Origin of the sequence: Stenotrophomonas sp. CFBP 13725 (assembly GCF_014841935.1) — a bacterium.
Taxonomy (GTDB): Bacteria; Pseudomonadota; Gammaproteobacteria; order Xanthomonadales; family Xanthomonadaceae; genus Stenotrophomonas.
In genome coordinates this window covers 99,670-122,450 of the sequence record NZ_JACYUV010000008.1, presented here as the reverse complement: position 1 = coordinate 122,450, position 22,781 = coordinate 99,670, and the positions used below count along the sequence as shown (strand labels likewise).

Sequence of the window (22,781 nt, the reverse complement as noted above, 5' to 3'; positions counted from 1 at the left end):
AGGGATCGCGCATTATTCCAACAGATTCGTTAATTGGTAGCAGTCGGACGCGGTTGGTGTTCAGCTGGCCATGTCACGGCAGCCATCCGGGTATCCAATCGGCGTACAGCCTCGGACGGAATGCCGCGCTGGGCGATCAGCAATTGCCGGGCCTCGCGCCATGCTCCCCTGGCCGCGTCAAGCTCTCCGGCCTCGTAAGCGGCCTGTCCCAGGTCCAGTAATCCCTGCGCCAGCAGGGCGACATGGTCGGGCTGGCGCCAGATACGTACGGCAGCGCGATAGTGCACGAGCGACTGCTGCACATCACCCGTGCTTCGATACAGCTCGCCGAGCGCGTGCTCGGCCAATCCGGTTTCGCGATGATCCGGTCCCAGCGCGCGCTGCAGTTTCACCTGTACCTCGCGCAGCTCCTGGCCGGCCCAGGCCGCGCGCCCCTGCCGCATCGCCAGCAGGGCGCGCGCGCGGCGTACCGACAGGGTCTCCGGATGATCAGGGCCGAAGGCCTGCACCGCGGCTTGCCAGGCGAGTTCCAGCGCAGCGGAGGCCTCCGCAGGCCGTCCGGCGCGCGCCAGGGCTTGCCCCAGCTGGCGACGCAGGACGATGGTCTCCGGAGCCCCGGGAGCCGCGGTTGCCATCAGCCGCAGGGCCTGCTGGTAAGCCACCAGGGCATGCGCTGCGTCACCCGCTTCTTCATCCAGCGCGGCGAGGTCCGCCAACGACTCGGCGACACCGCGCGAGTTGCCGTGGCCATCGCCGTGCTGGTACAGCGACAGCGCCCTGCCGAACGCCTGGCGCGCACCGTGAGCATCGCCGAGCTGCGCCTGGCAACGGCCGAGCTGGCTTGTAAACGCGGCCGCTGCGGCAGGCAACAGGCCCTGCTGTTCGTCCGCCAGTGGCCGCATCGCTTGCAGATGGGCGACGCACTCACGGTCGCGGCCCAACATGCGCAGCGCGCGTGCACGCTGGGTCACGGCATCCAGCTGCAGCACCGGCGGCACCACGGCCTGTGCCTGCAACAGGGCACGTTGCTCGTCCAGTATCTGCAGGGCAGCCTGATAATCCCCCAGGCCGATGCGCAGGCGTCCGATCACGCCGTACAGCTCGGCCAGCGCCACCGGCTGGTCACGCAGTTCAAGCTGGGCGCGCTGTCGGCCCATCTGCAGCAACTGGCGAACGTCGAAGCGTCCGTGACCGCTGGCCGCCGCGCGGTCGAACAGGCCGACGCTGAAATCCTGCATGGCCTGCGCGCGCGCCATTTCAACCCGCGCCTGCTGCGCCTGCCAGAGCGCCACGGCGGACACGGTGAGCACCATCAGCAAGGCCGAACTGGCCCCGATCACGCCCCAGCGGTGGCGCTGCAGGTACTTCTGCAGGCGGTAGCGCCTTGTCGAGGCGCGCGCTCGCAGCGGCTTGCCATCAATGAAACGGCGCAGGTCCTCGGCCAGTGCATCGACCGACCCATAGCGGGCCTGCGGGTCCTTGGCCATCGCCTTGTCCAGCAGCAGATCGAGATCGCCGCGCACCTGCCGGGCCATGCGCAAGGCCGCCAATGACGGACGCGCTGCCCCTGCGTCGGCCAACTGCAGGCGTCGCGATGCCGGCATCGGCTGCACCTCCAGAATGGAGCGCTCCCACTCACTGTCGGTTTGGCGGCGCAGGCGATACGGCTTGTGCCCGGTGACCACCTCGTAGATGACCACGCCCAACGAATAGATGTCGGTGAGGGTGTTGACCGGCTCACCGCGCACCTGTTCCGGAGCGGCGTAATGCAGGGTAAAGGCGCGTGGCTCGCCGGGTCCTGGCCCCGCGCCCTCGTCGTCGCGGTCCAGCAGTTGGGCGATGCCGAAGTCCAGCAGCTTCACCGAGCCGTCGGCCGCGACCAGGATGTTGGAGGGTTTCAGGTCGCGGTGCACGACCAGGTTGGCGTGCGCGTGCGCCACCACCGAGCAGACCTGCAACATCAGCCGCAGCCGCTCCAGCAACAGCGGCTGCGTACGTGCGCAATAGTCCGTGACCGGCTCGCCCTGCACGTAGTCCAGCGCGATGTAAGGGTGCCCGTCCAGGTCGATGCCGGCGTTGTGCAGCTGGGCCAGGTTGGGATGCTGCAGGCGGGCGAGGATCTGCCGTTCGCGGGCGAAGCGTGCATGCAGCCCGGGATCGGCGAGGCCGCTGCGCAGCAGTTTCAAGGCCACCTTGCGCTCGTACATCCCATCACAGCGTTCAGCCAACCAGACCTCGCCCATGCCGCCTTCACCAAGCAGGTGCAGCAACCGGTAAGGGCCTATCCGCGTGCCTGCGCGCGCGCAGGCCGGTGCGGCGAATACCGGTTGGGCCATGAACTGCTCGCTTTCCTGCTCACGCGACAGCAGCTGCTGCAGCTCCGCGGCCAGCCCCTCGTCGCGCTCGGCGATCTGCCCCAGGCGCTGTATCCGTGCAGGTGCCTCCATGTCCAGCAGCTGGTCCAGCCAGGACGAGAGTTCACGCCAGCGCTTGGCATCCATCGCGTCGTTGCCTGGGCTCAGTCTTCGCGCACGGCGGCCAACAGGAACAACCGCGCCTTCTGCCAGTCACGGCGGATGCTGCGCTCGGACCGCTGGCTCAGCTCCGCGATCTGCTGCTCGGTCAGGCCGGCGAAATAGCGCAGCTCCACGACCTTGGCCAGGTGCGCGTCCAGTGCACCGAGTTTCTCCAGGGCTACATCCAGCGCCAGCATGTCCTCATCCATGCGGATGCCGCTGCTGCTGTTCTCAGGCAGATCGACACGCTTGAGGTCACCGCCCCGCTTGCGCGCCATCCGGTTGCGCGCATAGTCGACCACCACGCTGCGCATGGCCGATGCGGCGTAAGCGAAGAAGTGGGCGCGGTCTTCGAAGCGGGCGCCACTGCGGCTGCCCAGCAGTTTCAGGTAAGACTCGTGCACCAGCGAGGTGGCATCCAGCGTGCGGCCCTGCTGCCCCGCCAGCTGCCGCCGGGCCATGCCGTGCAGCTCCTGATAGAGGACGGTCAGCACACGGTCCAGCGCGGCCCGGTCACCGCCCCGCGCAGCATCCAACCACACCGTGATGTCGGATCCATCGTCCATCGCTGCGCCTGCGCCCCCGGAGACTTGAGGCGACTATAGCCCTCGACGTGATCTGTGCCTGAATCCATTCACCTTTGGCAGTGACTGCACCAGACACTGGCGCGCTGGCCGATCATCGCGTGCTTGAGCGGCCGCCCGCAGGTCTTGCACAGCTGGCCATCGCGTCCGTAGACCGACAGTTCCTGTTCGAAATAGCCTGGCGCGCCGTCGGGACTGATGAAGTCGCGCAGCGTCGTGCCGCCGCGGGTGATCGCATGACCCAGGATGTCCTTCACCGCCGTCGCCAGACGCTGGTAGCGCTCACGCGAGACCTTGCCCGCTTCGCGCAGGGGGCTGATGCCTGCACGGAACAGACTTTCCGCTGCATAGATGTTGCCCACGCCCACCACCACCGCCTGATCCATCAGGAAGGTCTTGATGGGCGCCTTGCGACCGCGGCTGCGCTGGTACAGATAGTCGCCGTCGAAGTCGTCTTCCAGCGGTTCCGGGCCGAGCCCCTGCAGCAGCGGGTGGACCACGCCGGGGGGTTGCCACAGCAGGCTGCCGAAGCGTCGCGGATCGTTGAAGCGCAGCAGGCGACCGTTGTCCAGGCTGATGTCCACATGGTCGTGGGCGCGCAACGGGGTATCGCCGGGCAGCACCCGTAGGCTGCCGGACATGCCCAGGTGCATCAGCGCACTCCCGGCATCGGTATCGAGCAACAGGTATTTGGCACGCCGACGCACATCGCGGATGCGCTGGCCGGGCAGCAGGCTGGCCACCTCGTCGGGGATCGGCCAACGCAGTTCCCGGCGCCGCAGGATCACCCCATGGACGGCGCGCTCCAGCAGATGCGGAGCAAGCCCACGGCGTGTGGTTTCAACTTCGGGCAATTCAGGCATGCGCAGATTCTACGCCCGCCCGCAAAGCGGTAGCGCCGAGCCATGCTCGGCGGCGCTGTATCGCGGCGTCGGACGGTATCCGCCGAGCACGGCTCGGCGCTACCCCTTCTTTTTTTCATTACGCGGCCGGCAGCCACCGGAACCTGTCAGCGGGCCGGGCGGGGTGGGGGCATGGGGGACTGTTGGAGCCCATGGATGGGCGGAAACAAGCCTACACGGACGTACTTGCGGCGGGTCCCCCATGCCCCCACCCCACCCGGCCACCCTCAGCTCAAGCAAGAAGCCAGCCGCGAGGGGTCTCACCGTTCGACCTCCCACTCACCGCGGCGGCGCAGCCAACTCCCGTGCATCCAGATACCCGTCCCGGTTCGCATCCTGCTTGTGGAAGCGCTGCACCAGCGTCTGCAGGTGCTGCTCACGCGTGATCGGCCGGCCCTTGCCGCCCGGCAACTCGCTTGCGGTGAGCACACCGTCGCCATCCCGATCCATGTGGTCGAAGGCATACATCATCCACTGCACGTATTCCTGCTCGCTGACGCGCCCATCGCCGTCGCCGTCCATGCGCTGCAGATAGCTGCCCGTGTCCGTCACCTGCCCCGCCGCCGTTGGCGAGCCACTGCACAACACCGCGCACAACGTCGCGATCGCCACGATTCCACTGCGCGCATGCGCCATGTCAGGTCCCAGGCCGGCCACCGGCCAGCAACAGCAAAGGTGGCAGACATGATGGCCCGCCCCGTTGCAAACTGCATCCCTGTGCCACCGTATCGACCGCCCTTGCTGCCGGGAAAACCGCGTTGTCCAGCCTGACCTCCACCGCTGTTGCATCCGCCCCCTCCGTCCAACCACCTGCCGATGCGCCGCCGCTGATCGAGCTGGACCGTGCCACCGTCGTGCGTGGCCAGGTGAAGGTGCTGCACGAGCTCACCCTGCGCATCGCGCAAGGCCAGCACACCGCACTGCTGGGCCCCAATGGCTGCGGGAAATCCACCTTCATCAAACTCATCACGCGCGAGCTGTATCCCTTGGCCCACGCCGACGGACACGTGCCGGTCCGCGTGCTCGGACAGAGCCGCTGGCAGGTTGATCGGCTGCGCGCGCAGCTGGGCATCGTCACCGGCGACCTCAGCAGCATCCTGTCCGAGATGACGGGCCTTACCGTGGAGCAGGCGGTACTGACCGGTTTTTTTGCCAGCTACACGCTGCCCGCTTTCCGCGAGATCAGCGCGGAAATGCGCGAGCGCGCTGCGCAGACCCTCACCATGACCGGTGCGCTGGCGCTGCGCGAGCGCGCCTTTGCAGAGCTTTCGGCGGGTGAAACCCGGCGCGTGCTGATTGCCCGTGCGCTGGTCAACCGACCACATGCGCTGCTGCTGGATGAACCGTCCACCGGCTTGGACCTGGTGGCCCGCCAGCACCTGGTGAACACCATGCAGTCGTTGGCGCGGCAGGGCATCACCCTGGTGCTGGTGACCCACCACGTGGAAGAAATCATCCCGGAGATCGAGCGCGTGGTGCTGCTGCGCGAAGGCAAGGTGCTGGCAGATGGCACCCGTGCCGAACTGCTGTGTGATGCACCGCTGTCGGCTGCCTTCGGTGGTCCGATCCGCGTCACGCTGCAGGACGGCCGCTTGAACGCCATCGCAGGCTGAGCCTTCTCCCACACCCACCGACCGTGCAGCATCTGGCCGGATGCGCGTAGCCCCTGCGCCGGCCGTTGCGGACTGCGATCATGGTGCTCCGCTTATGCCCGAGCCCTGCGATGTCCTTCCCCCTGCGCCGTCCCGCGTCCCTGCTTTGTCTGTCGGTTGCTCTCGCCCTGAGCAGCTGTGCCAGCCCGCCTGCCCGCCCAGCGACGGCCGTGGAGGCCACGGTCACCACCCGTGCCGTCGGTTACCTGGCCGATCATGCCGTCCCTGCCAGTCTGGACCTGGTGCCCCCACCGCCCGTCGCGGGATCGGCCGGCTTCGCCTTGGACGAGCAGGTCAGCCGTGAGGCGCGTGCACTGCGCGGCACGGCGCGTTTCACCCAGGCCACGCGCGATGCGGAACTCGCTTTCCCGGTGGGTGCCAGTCAGTTTTCCTGCGCCATCGATCTGGACGTCGACGCACAGCGCACACCGGCGCTGTACCGCCTGCTGGAGCGCAGCCGCATCGACGCCAGTGCGGCCACGCGCGCGGCGAAGAAGCACCATCAGCGGCCGCGGCCCTTCATGGTCAACAACGAACCCACCTGCACGCCGGACGACGAGGAGGGCCTGCGCAAGAACGGTTCATATCCCTCCGGCCACACCTCGATCGGCTGGGCCTGGGCGTTGATCCTTGCGGAGATCGCGCCGGATCGGGCTGATGCCATCATCGCCCGCGGCCGCAACTACGGCGAAAGCCGCCTGGTGTGCAACGTGCACTGGCAGAGCGACATCCTGGAGGGACGCTTCATGGGCGCAGCGGCGGTGGCCAGGCTGCACGACAACGCGGCCTTCCAGTCGGATCTGCTGAAAGCGCGCAAGGAAATCGCCGCAGCCCGCAAGGCGGGACAGCACGCCAGCCGTGACTGCGCAGCGGAAGAAGCCGTGTTGAAGGTGCGACCGGCCAGCGCGCTCTGACGGCGATGACGTGACAGGGGCTCGGGTTCCGCCCGCCATGCGGACGGAACCCGAGCCTTGTCTGCTTATCAGAACTTCGCGGTGAACTCGACGCCGAACGTACGCGGCTCGTTGATGAAACCGGTCAGGTTGTTGAAGTCGATCGCACCGACCACGCGGACCTGGTCGGTCAGGTTGCGGCCGAACACGGCCACGTCGTACTGACCGTAATCCCAGTTGTAACCCAGGCGCAGCCCCCCTTCCAGCGAGCTGCGGCTACGGAACTCCGGCGACTCGTACAGGAAGAAGTTGACGGGGCCCTTGTACGCCCAGTCGGTGTACACGTAGAACTCGCTGGCATCGTTGACCGGGAAGCCGGCACGCAGGGTCAGGTTGTGGATCCACTTCGGCGCCTGCGGCAGCGAATTGCCGTTGACCAGCGCGTAGGTGCCGCCGTTGATGACCGTGGTCGGATCGGTGATGGTGCAGCCGCCGCCGCAGATCGCCACCGCCAGGTCGGGGTCCTTGATCTCGGTGTCGTTGTAGCTGCTGCCCAGGGTCAGCAGCACGTTGTCGGTCAGGTATGCCTCGAAGTCGAGCTCGAAGCCCTGGCCGATGGTCTTGTCCGCATTGAGCAGGGTGGCGGTGTTGTTGCTGCCGCCCACGGCGATCAACTGCTGGCCGTCCACGTTGTAACGGAACACGCTGAAGCCCAGGCGCGCACGACGGTCGAACAGGTCGGCCTTGATGCCGGCCTCATAGGAGATGACCTTCTCCGAATCGGCCTGGGTGACGCCACCGAAGGCAAGCCGGCCCTGGATCGACGGCGCGCGGAAGCCCTTCGCAACGCGGGCGTAGGCGTTGATGTTGTCGGTGAGCTGATACACGCCGCTCAGGTCCCAGCTGACATCGTCGACATCGCTGTTGGCAACGTACGGGCCACTGACGGGTGTGCCGCCCGGTACGGCCTGCAGCACGCTGGCGGTGAAGTCCTTCTTGTCCTGGGTGTAGCGCACGCCGGCACGCAGCTTGAAGCGGTCGGTGACGTCGAAGTCGCCGGACGCGAAGGCGGCCCACGCCTTGTTGCGCTGCTGCTGCACGGCATGGCCGGTCTGCGGATTGCCCGGGGTCAACGAGTCGTAGTTGAAGCTGTCGATGGTCACGTCTTCATCGAAGTAGAACACGCCCGCCTGCCAGTCGAAGCGGCCCCATTCGTTGGATTCGACGCGGAATTCCTGCGTCCACTGGCGGTGACTCGGCAGGCCGTCAGCCGACTCGGACGGGAACGGAATGAAGCCCGGACCCGAGTTGCCGGCGCCAAGGAACGCCGCGCCGTAGCCGCCGTCGATGTCACCGTGGTTGAGCGATTCAGCGGTTTCGTACCCGGTGATCGAGTGCAGGGTCACTCGGCCGAGGTCCCACTTCAGGCGCGCGCTGCCACCCCAGGTTTCCAGATCGGAGAAGTTCTGCCCGTCGGTGGACACTTCATCGCGGTCGAAATTTTCCACCAGCTGGTTGCTGCCCGGCTGGATGATGTTGGCGCGGAACAGGCGGGCGGTGCCGTTGAGCTTGCGCTTGTGCAGGTTGAACAGGCCTTCGAACGCGTCACCTTCGTACAGGAACTGCACGCGGGCGGCGGCCTCGTCGTAGCCTTCGAAGCCCTGCGCCGGCGCGTTGTCGCGCGTATTGGTGACCCAATCGTCGCGGCGCTGGTACAGCGCGGATACGCGCGCGGACCAGCGGTCGGTCAACGGACCACCGTAGGCACCCTGCGTGTTCCAGGTGTTGTAGCTGCCATAGGCCACCTTGACGTAGCCATCGGCATCCTGCGAAGGACGCGCCGAATCGAACTTCACCACGCCGGCCGGCGTATTGCGGCCGAACAGCGTGCCCTGCGGACCGCGCAGTACTTCCACGCCAGCCAGGTCGAACAGCGGGAAGCCCTTCAGCAGCGGGCTTTCCTGCACCACGTCGTCGTACACCAGCGAAACCGGCTGCGAGGCATTGAGATCGAAATCGGTGTTGCCCAAGCCACGGATGTAGAAGCGCGGGAAGGCACGGCCGTAGGACGATTCGATGTTCAGGCTGGGCACGCGTCCGGCGAGGAAGCGGATGTCATCGCCCGCCGAACCGAGTACATCGAGCTTTTCACCCTGGATGGCGGTGATCGCCACCGGTACGTCTTTCGCGTTTTCCACGCGGCGCTGGGCGGTCACCGTCAGCGCGTCGAGGGCAACGGGATCCTTGCTGGCGGGGGCTTGCTGGGCAACCGCAGACAGCGGCAGCAGGGCGGAAAGCGCGAGAACGAGCGGACGCACGACCGGTCGGCGGTCGTGGACGGAACGGTTCGGGGACATGGCGGTAGGCTGTGTTGGGAGGGGTGGTGGAACGGCGCTACCAGATAATTGTTGCAATACAACACGCCGGCCGCAAATGCCGGTCGTTCATGGCCGCTGCCGGGCAACGCCGTGGACCGCTAGACTCGCGTTTTCCTCCCCTTTGGACGCGCAGCGATGAACCAGTGGTACTTCCATGTTCCCGGCCAGGCCGACCGCGTGGGCCCCTTCGATGATCAGGCCGCGCGCCGTTACGCGGACGCTGCGCCGCATGCCCTGGCCTGGTGCCAGGGCATGAGTGGCTGGATGGCGATCCGCGATGTGCCGGAACTGCGCTCGGACGTTCCGGGGATGACCAGTGCGCCACCCCCGGTACCGGGCGGCGCAGCGCGCGGCCAGCGCGCCGATGACATCGACTTCCGCATCGTCGGCCATGAAATGCAGTTCGTTGAGATCGAGCTGGACCCCGGCGAAAGCGCGATCGCCGAGGCCGGCGCACTGATGTTCAAGGATTCGGCGGTGCAGATGGACACCGTGTTCGGCGACGGCTCGCACAGTGGCCAAGGCGGCGGATTCATGGGCAAAGTCATGTCCGCCGGCAAGCGTGTGCTCACCGGCGAGAGCCTGTTCGCCACGCTGTATACCCACACCGGCCACGGCAAGGCCAAGGTTGCTTTCGCGGCGCCTTACCCCGGCACCGTGCTGCCGATGAAGCTGGATGAGCACGGCGGGCGGCTGATCTGCCAGAAAGACAGCTTCCTGGCCGGCGCGCGCGGCGTGCAGATCGGCGTGCAGTTCCAGCGCAAGATCATGACCGGCCTGTTCGGCGGCGAGGGCTTCATCATGCAGAAGCTGGAGGGCGACGGCTGGGTGTTCATCCATGCCGGTGGCTGCGTGGTCGAGCGCGATCTGGCGGCCGGTGAGCGCCTGGACGTGGATACCGGCTGTGTGGTCGCCTACCACGCCAGCGTGGACATGGACGTGCGCCGCGTGGCCGGCATCAAGAGCATGGTGTTCGGCGGCGAGGGCGTGTTCCTGGCCACCCTGACTGGCCCGGGCAAGGTGTGGCTGCAGTCGCTGCCGTTCTCGCGTCTGGCTGGCCGGATGTGGATGGCGGCCCCGCAGGGCGGCGGCCAGAACCGCGGCGAAGGCTCGGTGCTGGGCGGGCTGGGCCGGATGCTGGACGGCGACAATCGCTTCTGAAGGGAAAGACGCGCGCTTCCGGTAGTGACGGCCGCTGGCCGTCAATCGTGTGCAGGACTGTGACGGCCAGCGGCCGTCACTACCGGCTGAATGCGAGCAGCGGCTGCTCCCGCAGTGGCTCTCCCCTTCGCTATGCTGGCGCCCTTTCCTGTTGCGTTGCCCAGCCGATGACCCTGTCCCGCACCCGTGTGATGTTGTCTGTTGCCCTGCTCGGCCTGCTGACCGGCTGCGGCGGTGAAAACGCGCGCCCTGCCCCGCCGGCCACGCCCACCGTGGTGCCGTCCGCCAAACCGGTGAAGATCGGCATCGCGTTGGGCGGTGGAGCGGCCAAGGGCTTCGCCCATATCGGGGTGATCAAGATGCTGGAAGCCAATGGCTTCGAGCCGGTCGTGGTATCAGGCACCAGCGCAGGCAGCGTGGTCGGTGCACTGTATGCCAGCGGCATGGATGCGTTCGAGATGCAGACCAAGGCCGTGGCGCTGGATGAGGCCAGCATCCGCGATGTGCGGCTGTTCTCCGGCGGGCTGGTGCAGGGCCAGAAGCTGCAGGACTACGTCAACCAACAGGTCGGCAACAAGCCGGCGGAACGGCTGAAGAAGCCCTTCGCCGCCGTCGCCACCAACCTGGAAACCGGTGAGCGCGCGGTGTTCGTGCGCGGCAACGTCGGCCAGGCCGTGCGCGCGTCCAGCAGCATTCCGGGCGTGTTCGAACCGGTGAAGATCGGCCAGAACAATTTCGTCGATGGCGGCGTGGTCAGCCCGGTGCCGGTGGATGCGGCGCGCCAACTCGGCGCCGAGTTCGTCGTCGCCGTGGACATCTCCAGCAAAGCCAGCGGCCGCACGCCGACCGGCATGCTCGGCATCGTCAACCAGTCCATCGCGATCATGGGCCAACGTTTGGGCGAGCAGGAACTGGCACGTGCGGACATCATCATCCGCCCGCGCGTGCTGGATATCGGCGCGTCTGATTTCAGCCAGCGCGGCAAGGCGATCCTGGAAGGCGAGAAAGCGGCCATGGCGGCGATGCCGCAGATCCGCGCGAAGATCGAACAGATCCAGCGCGCCCGTGCGGCCGCCCTGCTGCCGCCGCCGAAGCCGAAGTGCGATGAGCCCTCGCGCGTGGGCAAGTTGATGGGCCGCAAGGCAGATTGCTGACGCGGTAGCGTGCGGCCATCATCCGTAGCGCCGAGCCATGCTCGGCGACTGTTGCCTCTGCCGCTGCGCTCGCCGAGCGTGGCTCGGCGCTACCGGGCACCGTCAGCCTTTGGTAGCGCCGAGCCGTGCTCGGCGGCTGTTGCCTTTGCCGCTGCGCTCGCCGAGCGTGGCTCGGCGCTACCGGGCACCGTCGGCCTTTGGTAGCGCCGAGCCACGCTCGGCGGCTGTTGCCCCTGCCGTTCGCCGGGTCAGCGCGGCTTGACGTGGCCTGCCGCGCGGCGCCGTTCCATGCGCTGGGTTTCCTTTGACTGCGCGTGGCGCTGCGCGCTGAGCTGCAACTGCTCCATCGCATCGTCCGGCAACCACAACTGCTGGCTGCCGCGCGTCAGCGCCAGATACGCCGCGCGCACCGGACTGTGCTGCTGGCGTGTGTCATAGCCGGTGACGAAGCAGCAGGCGGACATGGACACCCTGTCGAACTGCAGGTTCTTCGCATGCTGGGCCAAGCACAACACGACCGTCGCCTCCTGTTCTGGAACGAGCGTGGCCAGCAGGCGCTCCAGCGCCGCACTGTCGAACCCAGTTGAGAACAACACCGGTATGTCCGCCAGGCCGCGCTCTTCGCAGGCCTCGACGAAGCGTTCCCAGCGGTGGGACGATTCGCCACGGCCGACGCTGCGCCACGCCTCGATCGGCGCCTGCGCCTCTTTGTGCAGCACACGTGCCGATGCCGGGTGGACATGCACGCGGGCGCCCTGCTCCATCAAGTGGTGCGCCTCCTGCAGCAGCCGCCACAGGCTGCCGTAGATGCGTGCCCCGTTTACGGGCACCTGTGACCACGCCGCATAGCGACGCACACCCGTAGCGCGGTCGCTCGCCCCCATGAAGCGTTCACTGGTGCCGCCCAGGTCATCCAGCGCCAGCGACTGATTCACCAGTCCATCGACCTGGCTGCCCTGGCGTACCGATTGACTCATTTCCAGCATCTTCGATGACGACCAGCGCGAGGCGCGCCCGACCAGCCGCTGATGCGGATCGCCCAGGCTGACCACGCCCGGCGCATGGCGCGCCAGCACGTCCTTCCAGGCCGGGCTGAGCTCATGCGCTTCGTCCACCAGCAGCATGCCCAGTTCCACCGGCGGCGCCACGCCCTGCAGCCACAGCCACTTGCCCAGGTGGCCGGTGTTGATGCTCAGGCAACCGCCCTTCTGCACGGCAGGGTCGAACATGCAGCGCCACACGTGTTCGGCGGCCGCCACGTAGGGCGCGGCATCGAGCATCGCCCACGGCAGTGAGCGGTCGAAATGCACGGCCTGCACCTGCGCTGCGGAGGACGCGCACCAGCGGTTGATGCCGTCCAGCGCGGTCATCAGCACCTGCTCGGGCACGCGCTGACCGATACCCTGCACACCGATGCGACGGGCGATTTCCCACAGCGGCACCGTGCTCAACCGGTAGGTCGGCACGAAGCCCTTGCTGCGTCCGCTGCGCGCGGCCTGCTGCACCATCAGGTTGGCCAGTTCGATCTGGGTCAGCAGGCGCGTGGCGGCCTCGCTGGGCATGCGTGGGCGGAAGGCCTCCACCTGCCCCCGCGAAGGCGCGATGTAGGTGTAACGGCCGGGCCGCGCATCCATCAGCGCCAGTACCAGATGACTCTTGCCAGTGCCTGCGTAGGCCTCCAGATCGATCAGCTCGTCCGGATTGGCGGCGATGGCACGCAGCACACGGGCCTGTTCCGAGGTGTACAGGCCGTTGCGCTCGATGGCCGGTACCGCTGCTTGGCGATCCTCTTCATCGGCTTCCGGATCGGCCTGCTCGTCCTCATCGTCCGCCGCCGCCGTAGCCGGGTAGCGGATGGTGTGCTCGGCCAGCGTGGTCAGGCACGCCGCCTGGAAATCGGCGCCAGGATAGGCGGCAGGCGACTGCACGATGAAGGCATCGACGACCTCGTCCGGTGCCAGCAGCACGCCATGCGTTGCCAGGTCCTGCAGCCATGCATCGAGATCAGGCTGTCCCGCACCGCCCTTGCCGGCCAGCTGCGCGGCCACCGCACTGCCCTCGCCTGCCGCGAACAGCGCGCAGGCGTCGTGCAACAGGCGTTCAAGCTGGCCGACCGACTGCGGCTGGGTGCGGCACAGCGACGCGGCCAGCAGGCCGGCTTGTTCCAACGGCGTCGCCGGCGGTGTGCCACGTGCCAGGTGCTGGGCCAGTGAGCGCCGTCGCAGCGGCAGGAAACGGGTGGTGAACGAAAGGTGCGCGGTATCGGGCATATCAAGGTTCGAAAGAGGTGCTGCAGCCAACGCCCCTGTTCGACGCTACCGCTGGCGACGATGCTCGGCTACCGCAGCCCCGCCGTCAAACGGGCTCATTCAAGTTGGGATTCAGGGCGGCGTGCGGGGAAGTCATCCAGTCGCGTCGTGGATGTCCCCGTATGGGGCGGGGCGAAGACGAAAAGGCGGCCAAGCCGTTGGCGTTATCGACCCTCAGTGCATGAGCCACCGAGCGGTGCCGGACTTCGCAGTTTTCCTCATGGACGCAGGCACTTGGCGTTGCGCAGGATGACCACGCTGGAGCCACGGGGCTGCAGCCGGGATTGCCATCCTGTTCGCGTCCATAACCGTTGACTCTGTTCTGCCCCCGGGGGCACGGCGGAGAATGCACTGCATCGCCTATCGGTTTCATGGCAGGCGATGCGGGGGATCCCTGATCCGCCGGTTTATGGTTATTGGACGCCCGGTATGGCAACCCGCATCGCCCGCCACCTGTTGCCCCTTCGGCGCAGGTGGCCTCACTGCGAGGTTCTGCCGTTGACTCCCGACCACCCCCTCAGCTCCGCGCATCTTGCCTCCCTGCTGGGCGAGCAGATTCACGACGTGCCGCAGAAGTTCATCGAAACGCTGGAACGCCGTCTGCAGCAGTACGCCACCGAGCATCCCGCCAGTACGCGACTGACCCATCTGACACTGGTGCCGTCCCTACCCGCACCGGATGCAGACCCCGCTGCGGAACTGGAGCGCGTGGGTAAAGTCGCCGTACCGATCCGAGTGATGCAGGCCTTGGATGCGGCACTGGAAATCCTGCACGCCGAGCACATCGCACGCTGCGACGGCGATACCACGTCGCTGCTCGGGGAGCATCTGGTGGATGGGCTGCTGGTCGCCGGGCGCGAATTGATCAAGGCCTCCGCCGGGCGGCAATTGGACGCGCGATGAGCGTGGGTGGCGCGGCGAGCATCGCGACGCGTTGGGGAGTAATGCCCACCACCCGGCCTGCGTCAGCTGTGCATCAGCGGCACTGCACGCGCCGGCACATCCTGCTCGCGCTGCAACTGCTGGGCCTGCTCACGTTCTTGATGCCGATCCAGAGCTGCAAGCTGCAGGAACGACTGCTCCGTTGACGTCGAGGTCGCCTGCTCGGTAGGCATGTGCGCGCGCTGGTGCGCGGGGTCGCCCGGGGCGCCCTGCACCACGAAGACCCGCTCACCCGCCGCCGTTTCCGTGCCGCGCACGCTCAGCAGCACATGGTCCACGCGCTCCAGGCCGTTGCTGGCGGCCAGCGTGGTCAAGCTGGCCGCCATGCACGCGCTGTGATGGTCCGGCGTTCGGCCCAGGCGTGCATCCAGCGCGTGCACGCCCTCGATGCATTGCTGGTACAGCGCATGACGTGGGTGTTCGGGTTCGGCGGGATCGGCGGCCCCCGTGATGCGCGCCTGCATCGTCGCGTTCGATGGCTCTTGCGCTGGGCTTGCATCGGTGATCAGCCACGGGCTGGCCTGGATCGGGCGACTGCGATTGGGGTCGTCCGGATGGAACTGCGTGCGCAGCTGTTCACGTTCCTGGCGCAGTGCGCGGCTGTCGTTAAGTGCCTCGATCAGGGCCGGGTCGGTCACCGGCAGCTTGATCGCGATCCGCGATTCGATCGGCGCCGGTCCGCTCCATGTGCCGGACTCGGCGTGGAAACTGTAAGTCTTGCCGTCGCGGTCGATCTTGTCCGGTTCGGAATTGGGCGTTGGAAACAGGCCTGCGTTGGTCCGGGCCAGGCCCATCGCCGCCACGTATGCGGTGGCGTCGAGTTTTTCATCGTTGTAGCGGTGGGCGAGGTTCTCGGTGGTGCTTGCGCCACGGGTGAGTCCCAGCAACTGGTTGTCCAGCATCATCGACCAGACCTTCTCCGCCTCGGGTTCGCCTCCCTGGCGGCGGGCGGCTTCGAGCAGCTGACGTGGAGTCCAAGCATCGGGATTGATTCCGCGAGGACGAAAGGTTTGGTCATGCGCCAGCTGAACATCCTGGACGGGAAGATTCAGTGCCAGATCAGGACGGCCTGACTCAAAATGCATTTCCCGCAGCGCAATGTCGTGTTTGATCAGATCCGCCCCAACGCGCTGCCAGTCTCTCTCGCCATACTTCAAGCCATCCCTACTCGCTTGACCGAGTGCAAACTGGTTCGCAGTTGCTCCTGGACCGTTGTCATTTCTGACCACGCCCAAGGCAAGCGTTCCGTAGCCGTCGTTCCCTTCCTTCTGGGCAAGGAAGTTGAAGTAGAGCTCCCGGTTCTGTACCTGGGCGTATGATCGCAGGACGTCCAAGTCTGATCGCGTAAGACCGGTCATTGGTCTGCTTTCCTGCTCTGTTCAACCGTGAATTTTGTGAGCATATCTCGAGCGCGCTGTTCGATCTCACCCCAATGTTCGAGTCCTTCACGCGGATAACTGATGCGAATCAGGGTGTCGCGCGAAGCGATCATGAAGGTGTGTTTACATTCGGCGTATCCGATCTCACTGCTCTTGACCAGCTTGCCGTCCCGATATTCGACGCCTGATGTAATCACTTCGCGTGGCGTGCATTTGACCACGGTGGTGACTTCGCCATTTTGATCCTTGGAAAGAAACCAGTCGGTGTGCCACTCGGCCTGCATAACCGGCGCATCTTCACGCAATCCCTTCTTCCGGTAGTGGGCCCGCACGACGTTCATGTCCAGGTAGTAAGGGCTCAAGCCGTATACGGTGGGCCCACCGAGGCGGCCTTCCAACGTTTCTTCAGGATCGTCTTTCTTGTATTCCATCGGGACGTAGTTCCTACGCATTGCCTCATGCACATCGATCCTATCGATGAAGTCGTAGTCGACCGTAACGGTGCGCGCAGAGACATCCGCTGTCAGCCCCATCCGCTCCCCCGGCTTGAACGGTTGCAGCGATGGGTACTCCAATGCCAACGCGTAGCTGCCATCGTGCTCGGCGCCGATCTGGTTGTAGAAATAGTTCTGCGGGATCTCCAGCAGATAGGGCCCCAGGCAGGCCTGCTTCAACGGCGGCGGCTCCTTGAATGGATCCTGCGGCCCGACGCTGCGGATACGCGTGCAGCCTTGCTCGTTGGTCTGCGTCGTGGCCACCGCGTCCTGCCGCGCGCACGCCAACAGCGGCAGCATCAGGCACAGGACGCATCCAAGTTTGATCATCAGTTTCACGGTAGCGCGGAACTCCCGTCCTGGAGTGGGTGAATGCACGATGCACTTCTGCAACTATGAACGAAGCCTGCAACACAGGGCAAAGCCGAGCACGCCACGCTTATTCCAGCTGCGCCAGCGGCAGCGCGCGGAAGGGCTTGACCGTGCGCAACACGAAGCTGGAGTTGACGTCCGCCACGCCGGAGGCGTTGAGCAGCTTGTCCAGCAGGAACTTGGAGAAATGCTCCAGGTCGCGCACATAGATCTGCAGCAGGTAATCCATGTCACCGGTCAGCGCATGGCAGGCCACGACCTCATCCCATTCCACCACACTGTCTGCGAAGCGGGCGATGGCGGCCTGGTCGTGCTTTTCCAGCTGCACGCGGACGAAGGCCTGCAGACCCAGACCGATCAGCTTGGGTGCCAGCCGTGCGCCATACCCGGCGATGATCCCCTCGCCTTCCAGCCGCTGCAGACGCCGCAGGCAGGCCGAGGGGGACAGGTTCACCCGCCCGGCCAGCTCGGCATTAGGGGCGCGGCCGTCGCGCTGGATCTCCGCCAGCAGCCGTAGATCCGTGCGGTCGAACTGGACTTCAGCTGCCATTGCTGCCTCGCAACATGGGATGTGCGCAATGATATTGCGCCATGTCGGCTTGAGCGCGCAACTTTGCAACCCTGTTGCGCGCCCCCTGCCCTAGCATCGACACATACCCGTCAGGAGTGGAACCCATGGACCAGAGCATCCCCCGCCGCGTCGAGCATCAGCAGACCGACAAGGGCTATGTGCCGGTCTATACCACCGCCATCGTGGACCAGCCCTGGGACAGCTACAGTGCCGATGACCATGCGACCTGGGCGACGCTGTTCGAGCGCCAGCGCGCGCTGCTGGTCGGCCGTGCCTGCCAGGAGTTCCTGGACGCGCAGGATGCGATGGGCATGAGCGCCGACCGTATTCCGCGCTTCGAACAGCTCAACGAAGCCTTGGCGGCGGCTACGGGCTGGACGCTGGTTGGTGTCGAAGGCCTGCTGCCGGAACTGGACTTCTTCGATCATCTGGCCAACCGCCGCTTCCCGGTGACGTGGTGGATCCGCCGCCCGGACCAGATTGATTACATCGCAGAGCCGGACATGTTCCACGACCTGTTCGGGCACGTGCCGCTGCTGATGAACCCGGTATTCGCCGACTACATGGAGGCTTACGGCCGTGGCGGCGTCAAGGCGCATGCACTGGGCCCGGACGCGCTGCAGAACCTGACCCGGTTGTACTGGTACACGGTGGAATTCGGTCTGATCAACACATCCGAGGGGCTGCGTATCTACGGCGCCGGCATCGTGTCGTCGAAGGGCGAGTCGCTGTACTCCCTTGAATCGGCCGCTCCCAACCGCATCGGCTTCGACCTGGAACGCATCATGCGCACGCAGTACCGCATCGACACATTCCAGAAGACGTACTTCGTGATCGACAGCTTCGAGCAGCTGATGCAGGCCACGGCCCCGGACTTCACCCCGATCTATGCGGGATTGGCCGAGCAGCCGCAGCTGCCGGCTGGTGATGTGCAGGCTGACGACCGTGTGTTCCAGAAGGGCACGGGCGAAGGCTGGGCGACGGGCGGCGACGTCTGACGCTGTGGGTGTGCGGTGTGGGTGGTGGTGATTGGTTATGCCGACTGGTTATGCCGATCGGTTATGCCAACCCATTACGGTGACAGGTTGCGGCGACGGGTTACGTCGATCGGTTACGTCGACTGGCTATGCCTACCGGTTATGCCGATTGGTAGAGCCGACTTTAGTCGGCTGCGTCGCCTTGGACGAAGGGCAGCCGACTGAAGTCGGCTCTACCGGTCGGCTGCTCCGCCTGGAGCGCAGAGCAGCCGAATGAAGTCGGATCTACCGGTCCACTCTGCCGGTCGGCTGTACCCGTCAGCGCGGGTATGCGAGCAGCACCACCAGGTCATTCTCGCCGCGCTGCTGCAGCGCGTGGTGACTGCCGGTGCGGGTCAGCAAGGCGTGCCCTGCACGCACGTCGTACTGCTTGCCATCCAGCACGTAGGATCCTTCGCCGCTGACGATGTAATAGATCTCGTCCTTGTGCTGCGGATGCAGGCCGATCCCTGCCCCTTTGTGCAGCACGCGTTTGCGCAGCACGAACGGCAGGCCCTCGGCGTCGGCGAAGAACGGATAGGCCGTGGTCGGGCCCGCGCCGCCGTGCGGACCGGGCTGGGGGCGTGCGATGTCGTCCTCATGCACGACCTGCGACGGTCGCTGGGGGTCGGCCCCCTGCCCTGCAGCGCCGCCGACATCGCAGTCGATGTCGCGCACAAGCGCGGGCTTCAGTTCCGGCTGCAACGCCACCCAGTCGCGCAGCACCAAGCACGCCACTGCCGTCGCGCCAGCCGTGCTGAAGTGGGTGCCATCGGCCTTCTGTTGTTCCGGCACGAACAGGAAGTACGGCTTGGCGCCCTGCTCGCCCAGCGCGCGGATCCAGCGCGTGGAACTGCCGTTGAGGTCGATCAGCGCGATGTCCTCGCGCGCGGCCAACTGCTTCATCGCCGCGGTGTACACCCCATGCGTGTCCAGCAGCGAACCGAAGTCGTACAGCAGCCGCGTCACTGGCGTGATCAAGATCGGCGTAGCGCCCTGCTCGCGTGCCAACTGCACGTAGCGCATCAGGAAGGTGGCGTAGTCGCCGGCAGGATCGGTGTAGCGCGTGGGGTCTTCGAACTTCGCATCGTTGTGGCCGAACTGGATCAGCAGCACATCGCCTTTGCGGAGTTCACCGGCAATGGCATCCAGCCGCCCTTCGGCGATGAAACTGCGGGTGCTGCGCCCGCCCTTTGCATGATTGCGCACCTCGATGCGCGCCGGATCCAGATAGCTCTGCAGCATCTGCCCCCAGCCCGCCTGCGGCGCCCGCTCCGGCCCATACGGGGCTGCAGTCGAATCCCCGGCAATGAACACCCGCACCGGCGCCGCCTGCGCGGCAGCAGCGAACGACAGCAAGAACAGCAGCATCAGGCGCAGCATGATCTGGCTCCTTGGCATGCGTTACCGGCCAAGGGCCGGCACTACCGGGGTAAATCTGGAGGAGAGCCCCTGAGTCAGGGGGCGACCGCGAAGCGGTGGGGGTCTGGAAGCAAGGTGACGCGGGGCCCGCGGTTTGCAGTGCAAACCGGAGGAGCGCCAGCGCAAATGCGATGGTGCTATCGCGTTACCGCGCCAGCCAGCCACCATCAACCGGCAGCACTGCACCGTTGACGTAGTCCGACGCCGACGAGGACAGGAACACCGCCGCGCCGGCCAGGTCCTCCGGATTGCCCCAGCGTGCAGCGGGAATGCGGTCCAGGATCGACTTGTTGCGGTCTGCATCGGCGCGCAGTGCGGCGGTGTTGTCCGTCGCCATGTAGCCCGGTGCGATGGCATTGACGTTGATGCCCTTGCCTGCCCATTCGTTGGCCAGCAGCCGGGTGATGCCGGCGATGCCGCTCTTGCTGGCGGTGTAGGACGGCACGCGCACGCCGCCCTGGAAGGACAGCATGGAAGCGATGTTGACAATCTTGCCATGGCCCTGCGCGATGAAGTGCCGGCCGGCCGCCTGCGAGATGAAGAAGGCCGACTTGATGTTGACGTTCATCACGTCGTCCCAGTCCTGCTCGGTGAAGTCCACCGCATCGGCACGACGGATCAGCCCGGCATTGTTGACCAAGATATCCAGGCCCCCTAGGCCCTCGATGGTTTCGCGCACGACGCGCTCCACCGGCTCGATGCTGATCAGGTTGGCTTCGATCGCCAGGCAGCGACGGCCCAGTGCGGTGATCTTCGCCACGGTGTCGGTCGGCGGTGCGATGCCGGCCACGGCCACGTCGGCGCCTGCGGCGGCCAGTGCCACGGCGATACCCTGCCCCAGGCCGGTATTGCCACCGGTGACCAGCGCGACCTTGCCTTCCAGACTGAACGGATTAGCCATTGATGCATTCCTTTTGGGTACGTGCCTTGCCGGCACGGATGACGGACCGCCGCCGGCCACCGGGCCGACGGCGATGCGGATGCCTTACTTGAGCTGGCAGATGTCCAGCACGTGCATGTCGGTGTAATCCAGGTTCTCGCCACCCATCGCCCAGATGAAGGCGTAGTTGCTGGTGCCGGCACCCATGTGGATCGACCACGGCGGGGAGACCACCGCTTCGTTGTTCTGGATGACGATGTGGCGCTGTGCTTCCGGCTCGCCCATGAAGTGGTACACGCGGTCGTTCTGGCCCAGGTCGAAGTAGAAATACACTTCGCTGCGACGGTCGTGCAGGTGCGGCGGCATGGTGTTCCAGACGCTGCCCGGCTTCAGCACGGTCAGGCCCAGCAGCAGCTGCGACGACTGGCAGGTGGCCGGCACGATGTACTGGTAGATGGTGCGCTCGTTGCTGGTTTCCAGCGCGCCACGGTCCAGGGCCACAGCGTCCTTGATCGACAACGCCTTGGTCTCGAAGCGCGCATGCGCCGGGGTCGAGGCCAGGTAGAACTGCGCCGGGTTGGCCGCATCGTCCGAAGCGAACACCACGTCTTCGCTGCCCATGGCCACGTACAGGCCGTCCTTCGGGCCCAGCGTGAACACGGTGCCGTCCACGGTGATGGTGCCGCTGCCGCTGCCGACGTTGATCACGCCCAGCTCGCGACGTTCCAGGAAGGCATGGCCGGCAGCCGAAGCCGGCTCGGTCTGCTTCGGCAGCGATACCGGACCGTTGACCGGGGCGGCGCCACCGAGCACGAAGCGCTCGTAATGGGTGTACTTCAGGGTCACCGCATCAGCGTTGAACAGGCCATCAAGCAGGTACAGGTCACGCAGGTCGTCATTGCTGGCGCCCTTGATGGCATCGGGATGGGTGGCGTAATGGGTCTTGCAGTACATGGCTTCTCCAGAGCAGGGGGCGGGCCGATGGGTCGGCTCCCGCGCGGTTCGATGGCTAGTCTAGCGGTCATGGACACCGGTGTCATTTTGCAGCGCAAGGTAGCGCTGCGACATGACGGGGGGTCCTTTCAGTCGTCCTGCGGCGGCTGGCAGGAATCGCGCACGATCAGGTGCGGGCGTACGCTGGCGATCTGCATGGCGGGCTGGCCGTCAGGCTGGATCAGCATCGCCGCGGCGGTGCGGCCGGTGTCCCGGGTGTGGCGGCGTACCGAAGTCAGCGAAGGCCACAGGCGCGAGGCCAGCGGGCTGTCGTCGTAGCCGATGATCGACAGCTCGCGCGGGATGTTGATGCCTGCGCGCAGCGCCACCTTGTAGATACCGGCGGCCATTTCGTCGTTGCCGGTGAAGATCGCGGTCGGCCGCTTCTTGCCCAGCAGCAGCTTTTCCGCTGCGGCCACGCCGGATTCAAAGGTATAACCCGCTTCAACGATGCGGTCCTTCGGCAGCTCGATGCCGCGCTTTGCCAGCGCATCGATGAATCCCGAGGTGCGCTCGTGGGCGGAGCGATACGCGCTCGGTCCGGTGACCAGGGCGATATCGCGATGCCCCAGTGACAGCAGGTAGTCGGCCGCTTCGGCCGCCCCATCGCGGTCATGGGTGACCACCATCTGCGAGGTTTCATCAAGCGGCAACGAGGCGATGCGGGTGAACCGGCAGCCGATCTCCTGCAGCGCGTCCGCCAGGGCCTGGTCTTCGGATGCGCGCGGCACCAGGATCACCCCATGCAGCTTCTGCTGCTGCACGAAGCGGCACACGCCTTCAATATAGCCGGGGCTGCGGCTGTCACAGGGGTGCACCACCAGCTCGAAACTGGAGCCCCTAAGGGCATCGAGTGCGCCGTACTGCATGTCCACGATGTACTGCGCGGTGGGGTTGTCGTAGACCATGCCGATCAGGAACGAGCGGCGGAAGGCCAGGCCACGCGCCAGCGGGTCGGGCGTGTAACCGACCTCGCGCATCAGGGTTTCGACTTTCTCGCGCGTGTCCTTGCGCACCAGCGGCGAGTTGTTGATGATCCGCGAAACCGTTTTCTTGGACACCCCCGACAGTCGCGCGATGTCATTGATCGTGGCCGCCTTGCCCTTCATCACTGCCGGCTTGACGGCATCGTTCTTGTTGCGCACTGACATGTCTTCAACCCG

At 66.1% G+C, this 22,781-nt stretch carries 19 protein-coding genes; 6 read left to right on the top strand and 13 right to left on the bottom strand.

The genetic code is table 11. From position 1 onward, the window contains the following. Positions 1 to 29 precede the first annotated feature (29 nt). From IFT65_RS14270 to IFT65_RS14255, 4 genes are all read right to left on the bottom strand, one after another. Complete coding sequence (locus IFT65_RS14270; protein WP_192081980.1) at positions 30 to 2,501, bottom strand: serine/threonine-protein kinase; 2,472 nt, start codon at positions 2,499 to 2,501, stop codon at positions 30 to 32. Positions 2,502 to 2,518: 17 nt separating this feature from the next. Further along, positions 2,519 to 3,082 carry an ECF-type sigma factor gene (locus IFT65_RS14265; RefSeq protein ID WP_188325594.1) on the bottom strand — a complete coding sequence of 188 codons (564 nt, stop codon included), beginning with the start codon at positions 3,080 to 3,082 and terminating at the stop codon, positions 2,519 to 2,521. A 68-nt stretch (positions 3,083 to 3,150) separates the two neighbouring features. Continuing rightward, entirely contained in the window at positions 3,151 to 3,963 is an 813-nt protein-coding gene (mutM, locus tag IFT65_RS14260) for a bifunctional DNA-formamidopyrimidine glycosylase/DNA-(apurinic or apyrimidinic site) lyase (protein ID WP_188325593.1), read from the bottom strand. A 318-nt stretch (positions 3,964 to 4,281) separates the two neighbouring features. Further along, positions 4,282 to 4,638: an EF-hand domain-containing protein gene (locus IFT65_RS14255; protein WP_192081979.1), complete on the bottom strand. Its 357-nt coding sequence runs from the start codon at positions 4,636 to 4,638 to the stop codon at positions 4,282 to 4,284. Between the two features lie 131 nt (positions 4,639 to 4,769). On the opposite strand from IFT65_RS14255, the gene IFT65_RS14250 reads away from it, so the two are divergent. Continuing rightward, entirely contained in the window at positions 4,770 to 5,615 is an 846-nt protein-coding gene (locus tag IFT65_RS14250) for an ATP-binding cassette domain-containing protein (RefSeq protein ID WP_249405175.1), read from the top strand. Between the two features lie 110 nt (positions 5,616 to 5,725). Further along, complete coding sequence (locus IFT65_RS14245) at positions 5,726 to 6,568, top strand: phosphatase PAP2 family protein (RefSeq protein WP_192081978.1); 843 nt, start codon at positions 5,726 to 5,728, stop codon at positions 6,566 to 6,568. Between the two features lie 68 nt (positions 6,569 to 6,636). On the opposite strand, the gene IFT65_RS14240 is transcribed toward IFT65_RS14245, so the two are convergent. Further along, the gene (locus tag IFT65_RS14240) at positions 6,637 to 8,904 is read right to left on the bottom strand and encodes a TonB-dependent receptor (RefSeq protein WP_188325590.1); all 2,268 of its coding nucleotides are present in this window, start codon (positions 8,902 to 8,904) and stop codon (positions 6,637 to 6,639) included. Positions 8,905 to 9,060: 156 nt separating this feature from the next. Here IFT65_RS14240 and IFT65_RS14235 point away from each other — a divergent pair, with 156 nt between their 5' ends. Together IFT65_RS14235 and IFT65_RS14230 are read left to right on the top strand one after the other, a co-directional pair. Then, positions 9,061 to 10,086, top strand: coding sequence for a TIGR00266 family protein (locus tag IFT65_RS14235; protein ID WP_192081977.1), 1,026 nt, complete (start codon positions 9,061 to 9,063; stop codon positions 10,084 to 10,086). Positions 10,087 to 10,253: 167 nt separating this feature from the next. Continuing rightward, positions 10,254 to 11,240, top strand: coding sequence for a patatin-like phospholipase family protein (locus tag IFT65_RS14230; protein ID WP_192081976.1), 987 nt, complete (start codon positions 10,254 to 10,256; stop codon positions 11,238 to 11,240). A 248-nt stretch (positions 11,241 to 11,488) separates the two neighbouring features. On the opposite strand, the gene IFT65_RS14225 is transcribed toward IFT65_RS14230, so the two are convergent. Then, positions 11,489 to 13,510 (bottom strand): hypothetical protein, encoded by a 2,022-nt coding sequence (locus IFT65_RS14225; RefSeq protein WP_192081975.1) that lies wholly within the window; start codon positions 13,508 to 13,510, stop codon positions 11,489 to 11,491. Positions 13,511 to 14,047: 537 nt separating this feature from the next. On the opposite strand from IFT65_RS14225, the gene IFT65_RS14220 reads away from it, so the two are divergent. Then, positions 14,048 to 14,452: a hypothetical protein gene (locus IFT65_RS14220; RefSeq protein ID WP_192081974.1), complete on the top strand. Its 405-nt coding sequence runs from the start codon at positions 14,048 to 14,050 to the stop codon at positions 14,450 to 14,452. Positions 14,453 to 14,514: 62 nt separating this feature from the next. Here IFT65_RS14220 and IFT65_RS14215 read toward each other — a convergent pair whose 3' ends face one another. The 3 genes from IFT65_RS14215 to IFT65_RS14205 form a co-directional block, all read right to left on the bottom strand. Then, positions 14,515 to 15,849, bottom strand: coding sequence for an XVIPCD domain-containing protein (locus IFT65_RS14215; RefSeq protein WP_192081973.1), 1,335 nt, complete (start codon positions 15,847 to 15,849; stop codon positions 14,515 to 14,517). Beyond that, positions 15,846 to 16,703 carry a hypothetical protein gene (locus IFT65_RS14210; protein ID WP_192081972.1) on the bottom strand — a complete coding sequence of 286 codons (858 nt, stop codon included), beginning with the start codon at positions 16,701 to 16,703 and terminating at the stop codon, positions 15,846 to 15,848. The genes IFT65_RS14215 and IFT65_RS14210 overlap by 4 nt, the downstream gene beginning before the upstream one ends. A gap of 100 nt (positions 16,704 to 16,803) precedes the next feature. After that, positions 16,804 to 17,286, bottom strand: a complete 483-nt coding sequence (locus IFT65_RS14205; RefSeq protein WP_192081971.1) for an Lrp/AsnC family transcriptional regulator — start codon at positions 17,284 to 17,286, stop codon at positions 16,804 to 16,806. A 125-nt stretch (positions 17,287 to 17,411) separates the two neighbouring features. Between IFT65_RS14205 and phhA the strand changes: the two genes are divergently transcribed. Further along, complete coding sequence (phhA, locus tag IFT65_RS14200) at positions 17,412 to 18,305, top strand: phenylalanine 4-monooxygenase (protein WP_192081970.1); 894 nt, start codon at positions 17,412 to 17,414, stop codon at positions 18,303 to 18,305. A 297-nt stretch (positions 18,306 to 18,602) separates the two neighbouring features. On the opposite strand, the gene IFT65_RS14195 is transcribed toward phhA, so the two are convergent. From IFT65_RS14195 to IFT65_RS14180, 4 genes are all read right to left on the bottom strand, one after another. Further along, complete coding sequence (locus tag IFT65_RS14195; protein ID WP_192081969.1) at positions 18,603 to 19,706, bottom strand: GDSL-type esterase/lipase family protein; 1,104 nt, start codon at positions 19,704 to 19,706, stop codon at positions 18,603 to 18,605. 184 nt (positions 19,707 to 19,890) lie between these two features. Continuing rightward, positions 19,891 to 20,646 carry a 2-dehydro-3-deoxy-D-gluconate 5-dehydrogenase KduD gene (kduD, locus tag IFT65_RS14190; RefSeq protein ID WP_188325581.1) on the bottom strand — a complete coding sequence of 252 codons (756 nt, stop codon included), beginning with the start codon at positions 20,644 to 20,646 and terminating at the stop codon, positions 19,891 to 19,893. A gap of 84 nt (positions 20,647 to 20,730) precedes the next feature. After that, positions 20,731 to 21,579: a 5-dehydro-4-deoxy-D-glucuronate isomerase gene (kduI, locus tag IFT65_RS14185; RefSeq protein ID WP_123699973.1), complete on the bottom strand. Its 849-nt coding sequence runs from the start codon at positions 21,577 to 21,579 to the stop codon at positions 20,731 to 20,733. Positions 21,580 to 21,707: 128 nt separating this feature from the next. After that, entirely contained in the window at positions 21,708 to 22,769 is a 1,062-nt protein-coding gene (locus tag IFT65_RS14180; RefSeq protein WP_188325580.1) for a LacI family DNA-binding transcriptional regulator, read from the bottom strand. Positions 22,770 to 22,781 lie beyond the last annotated feature (12 nt).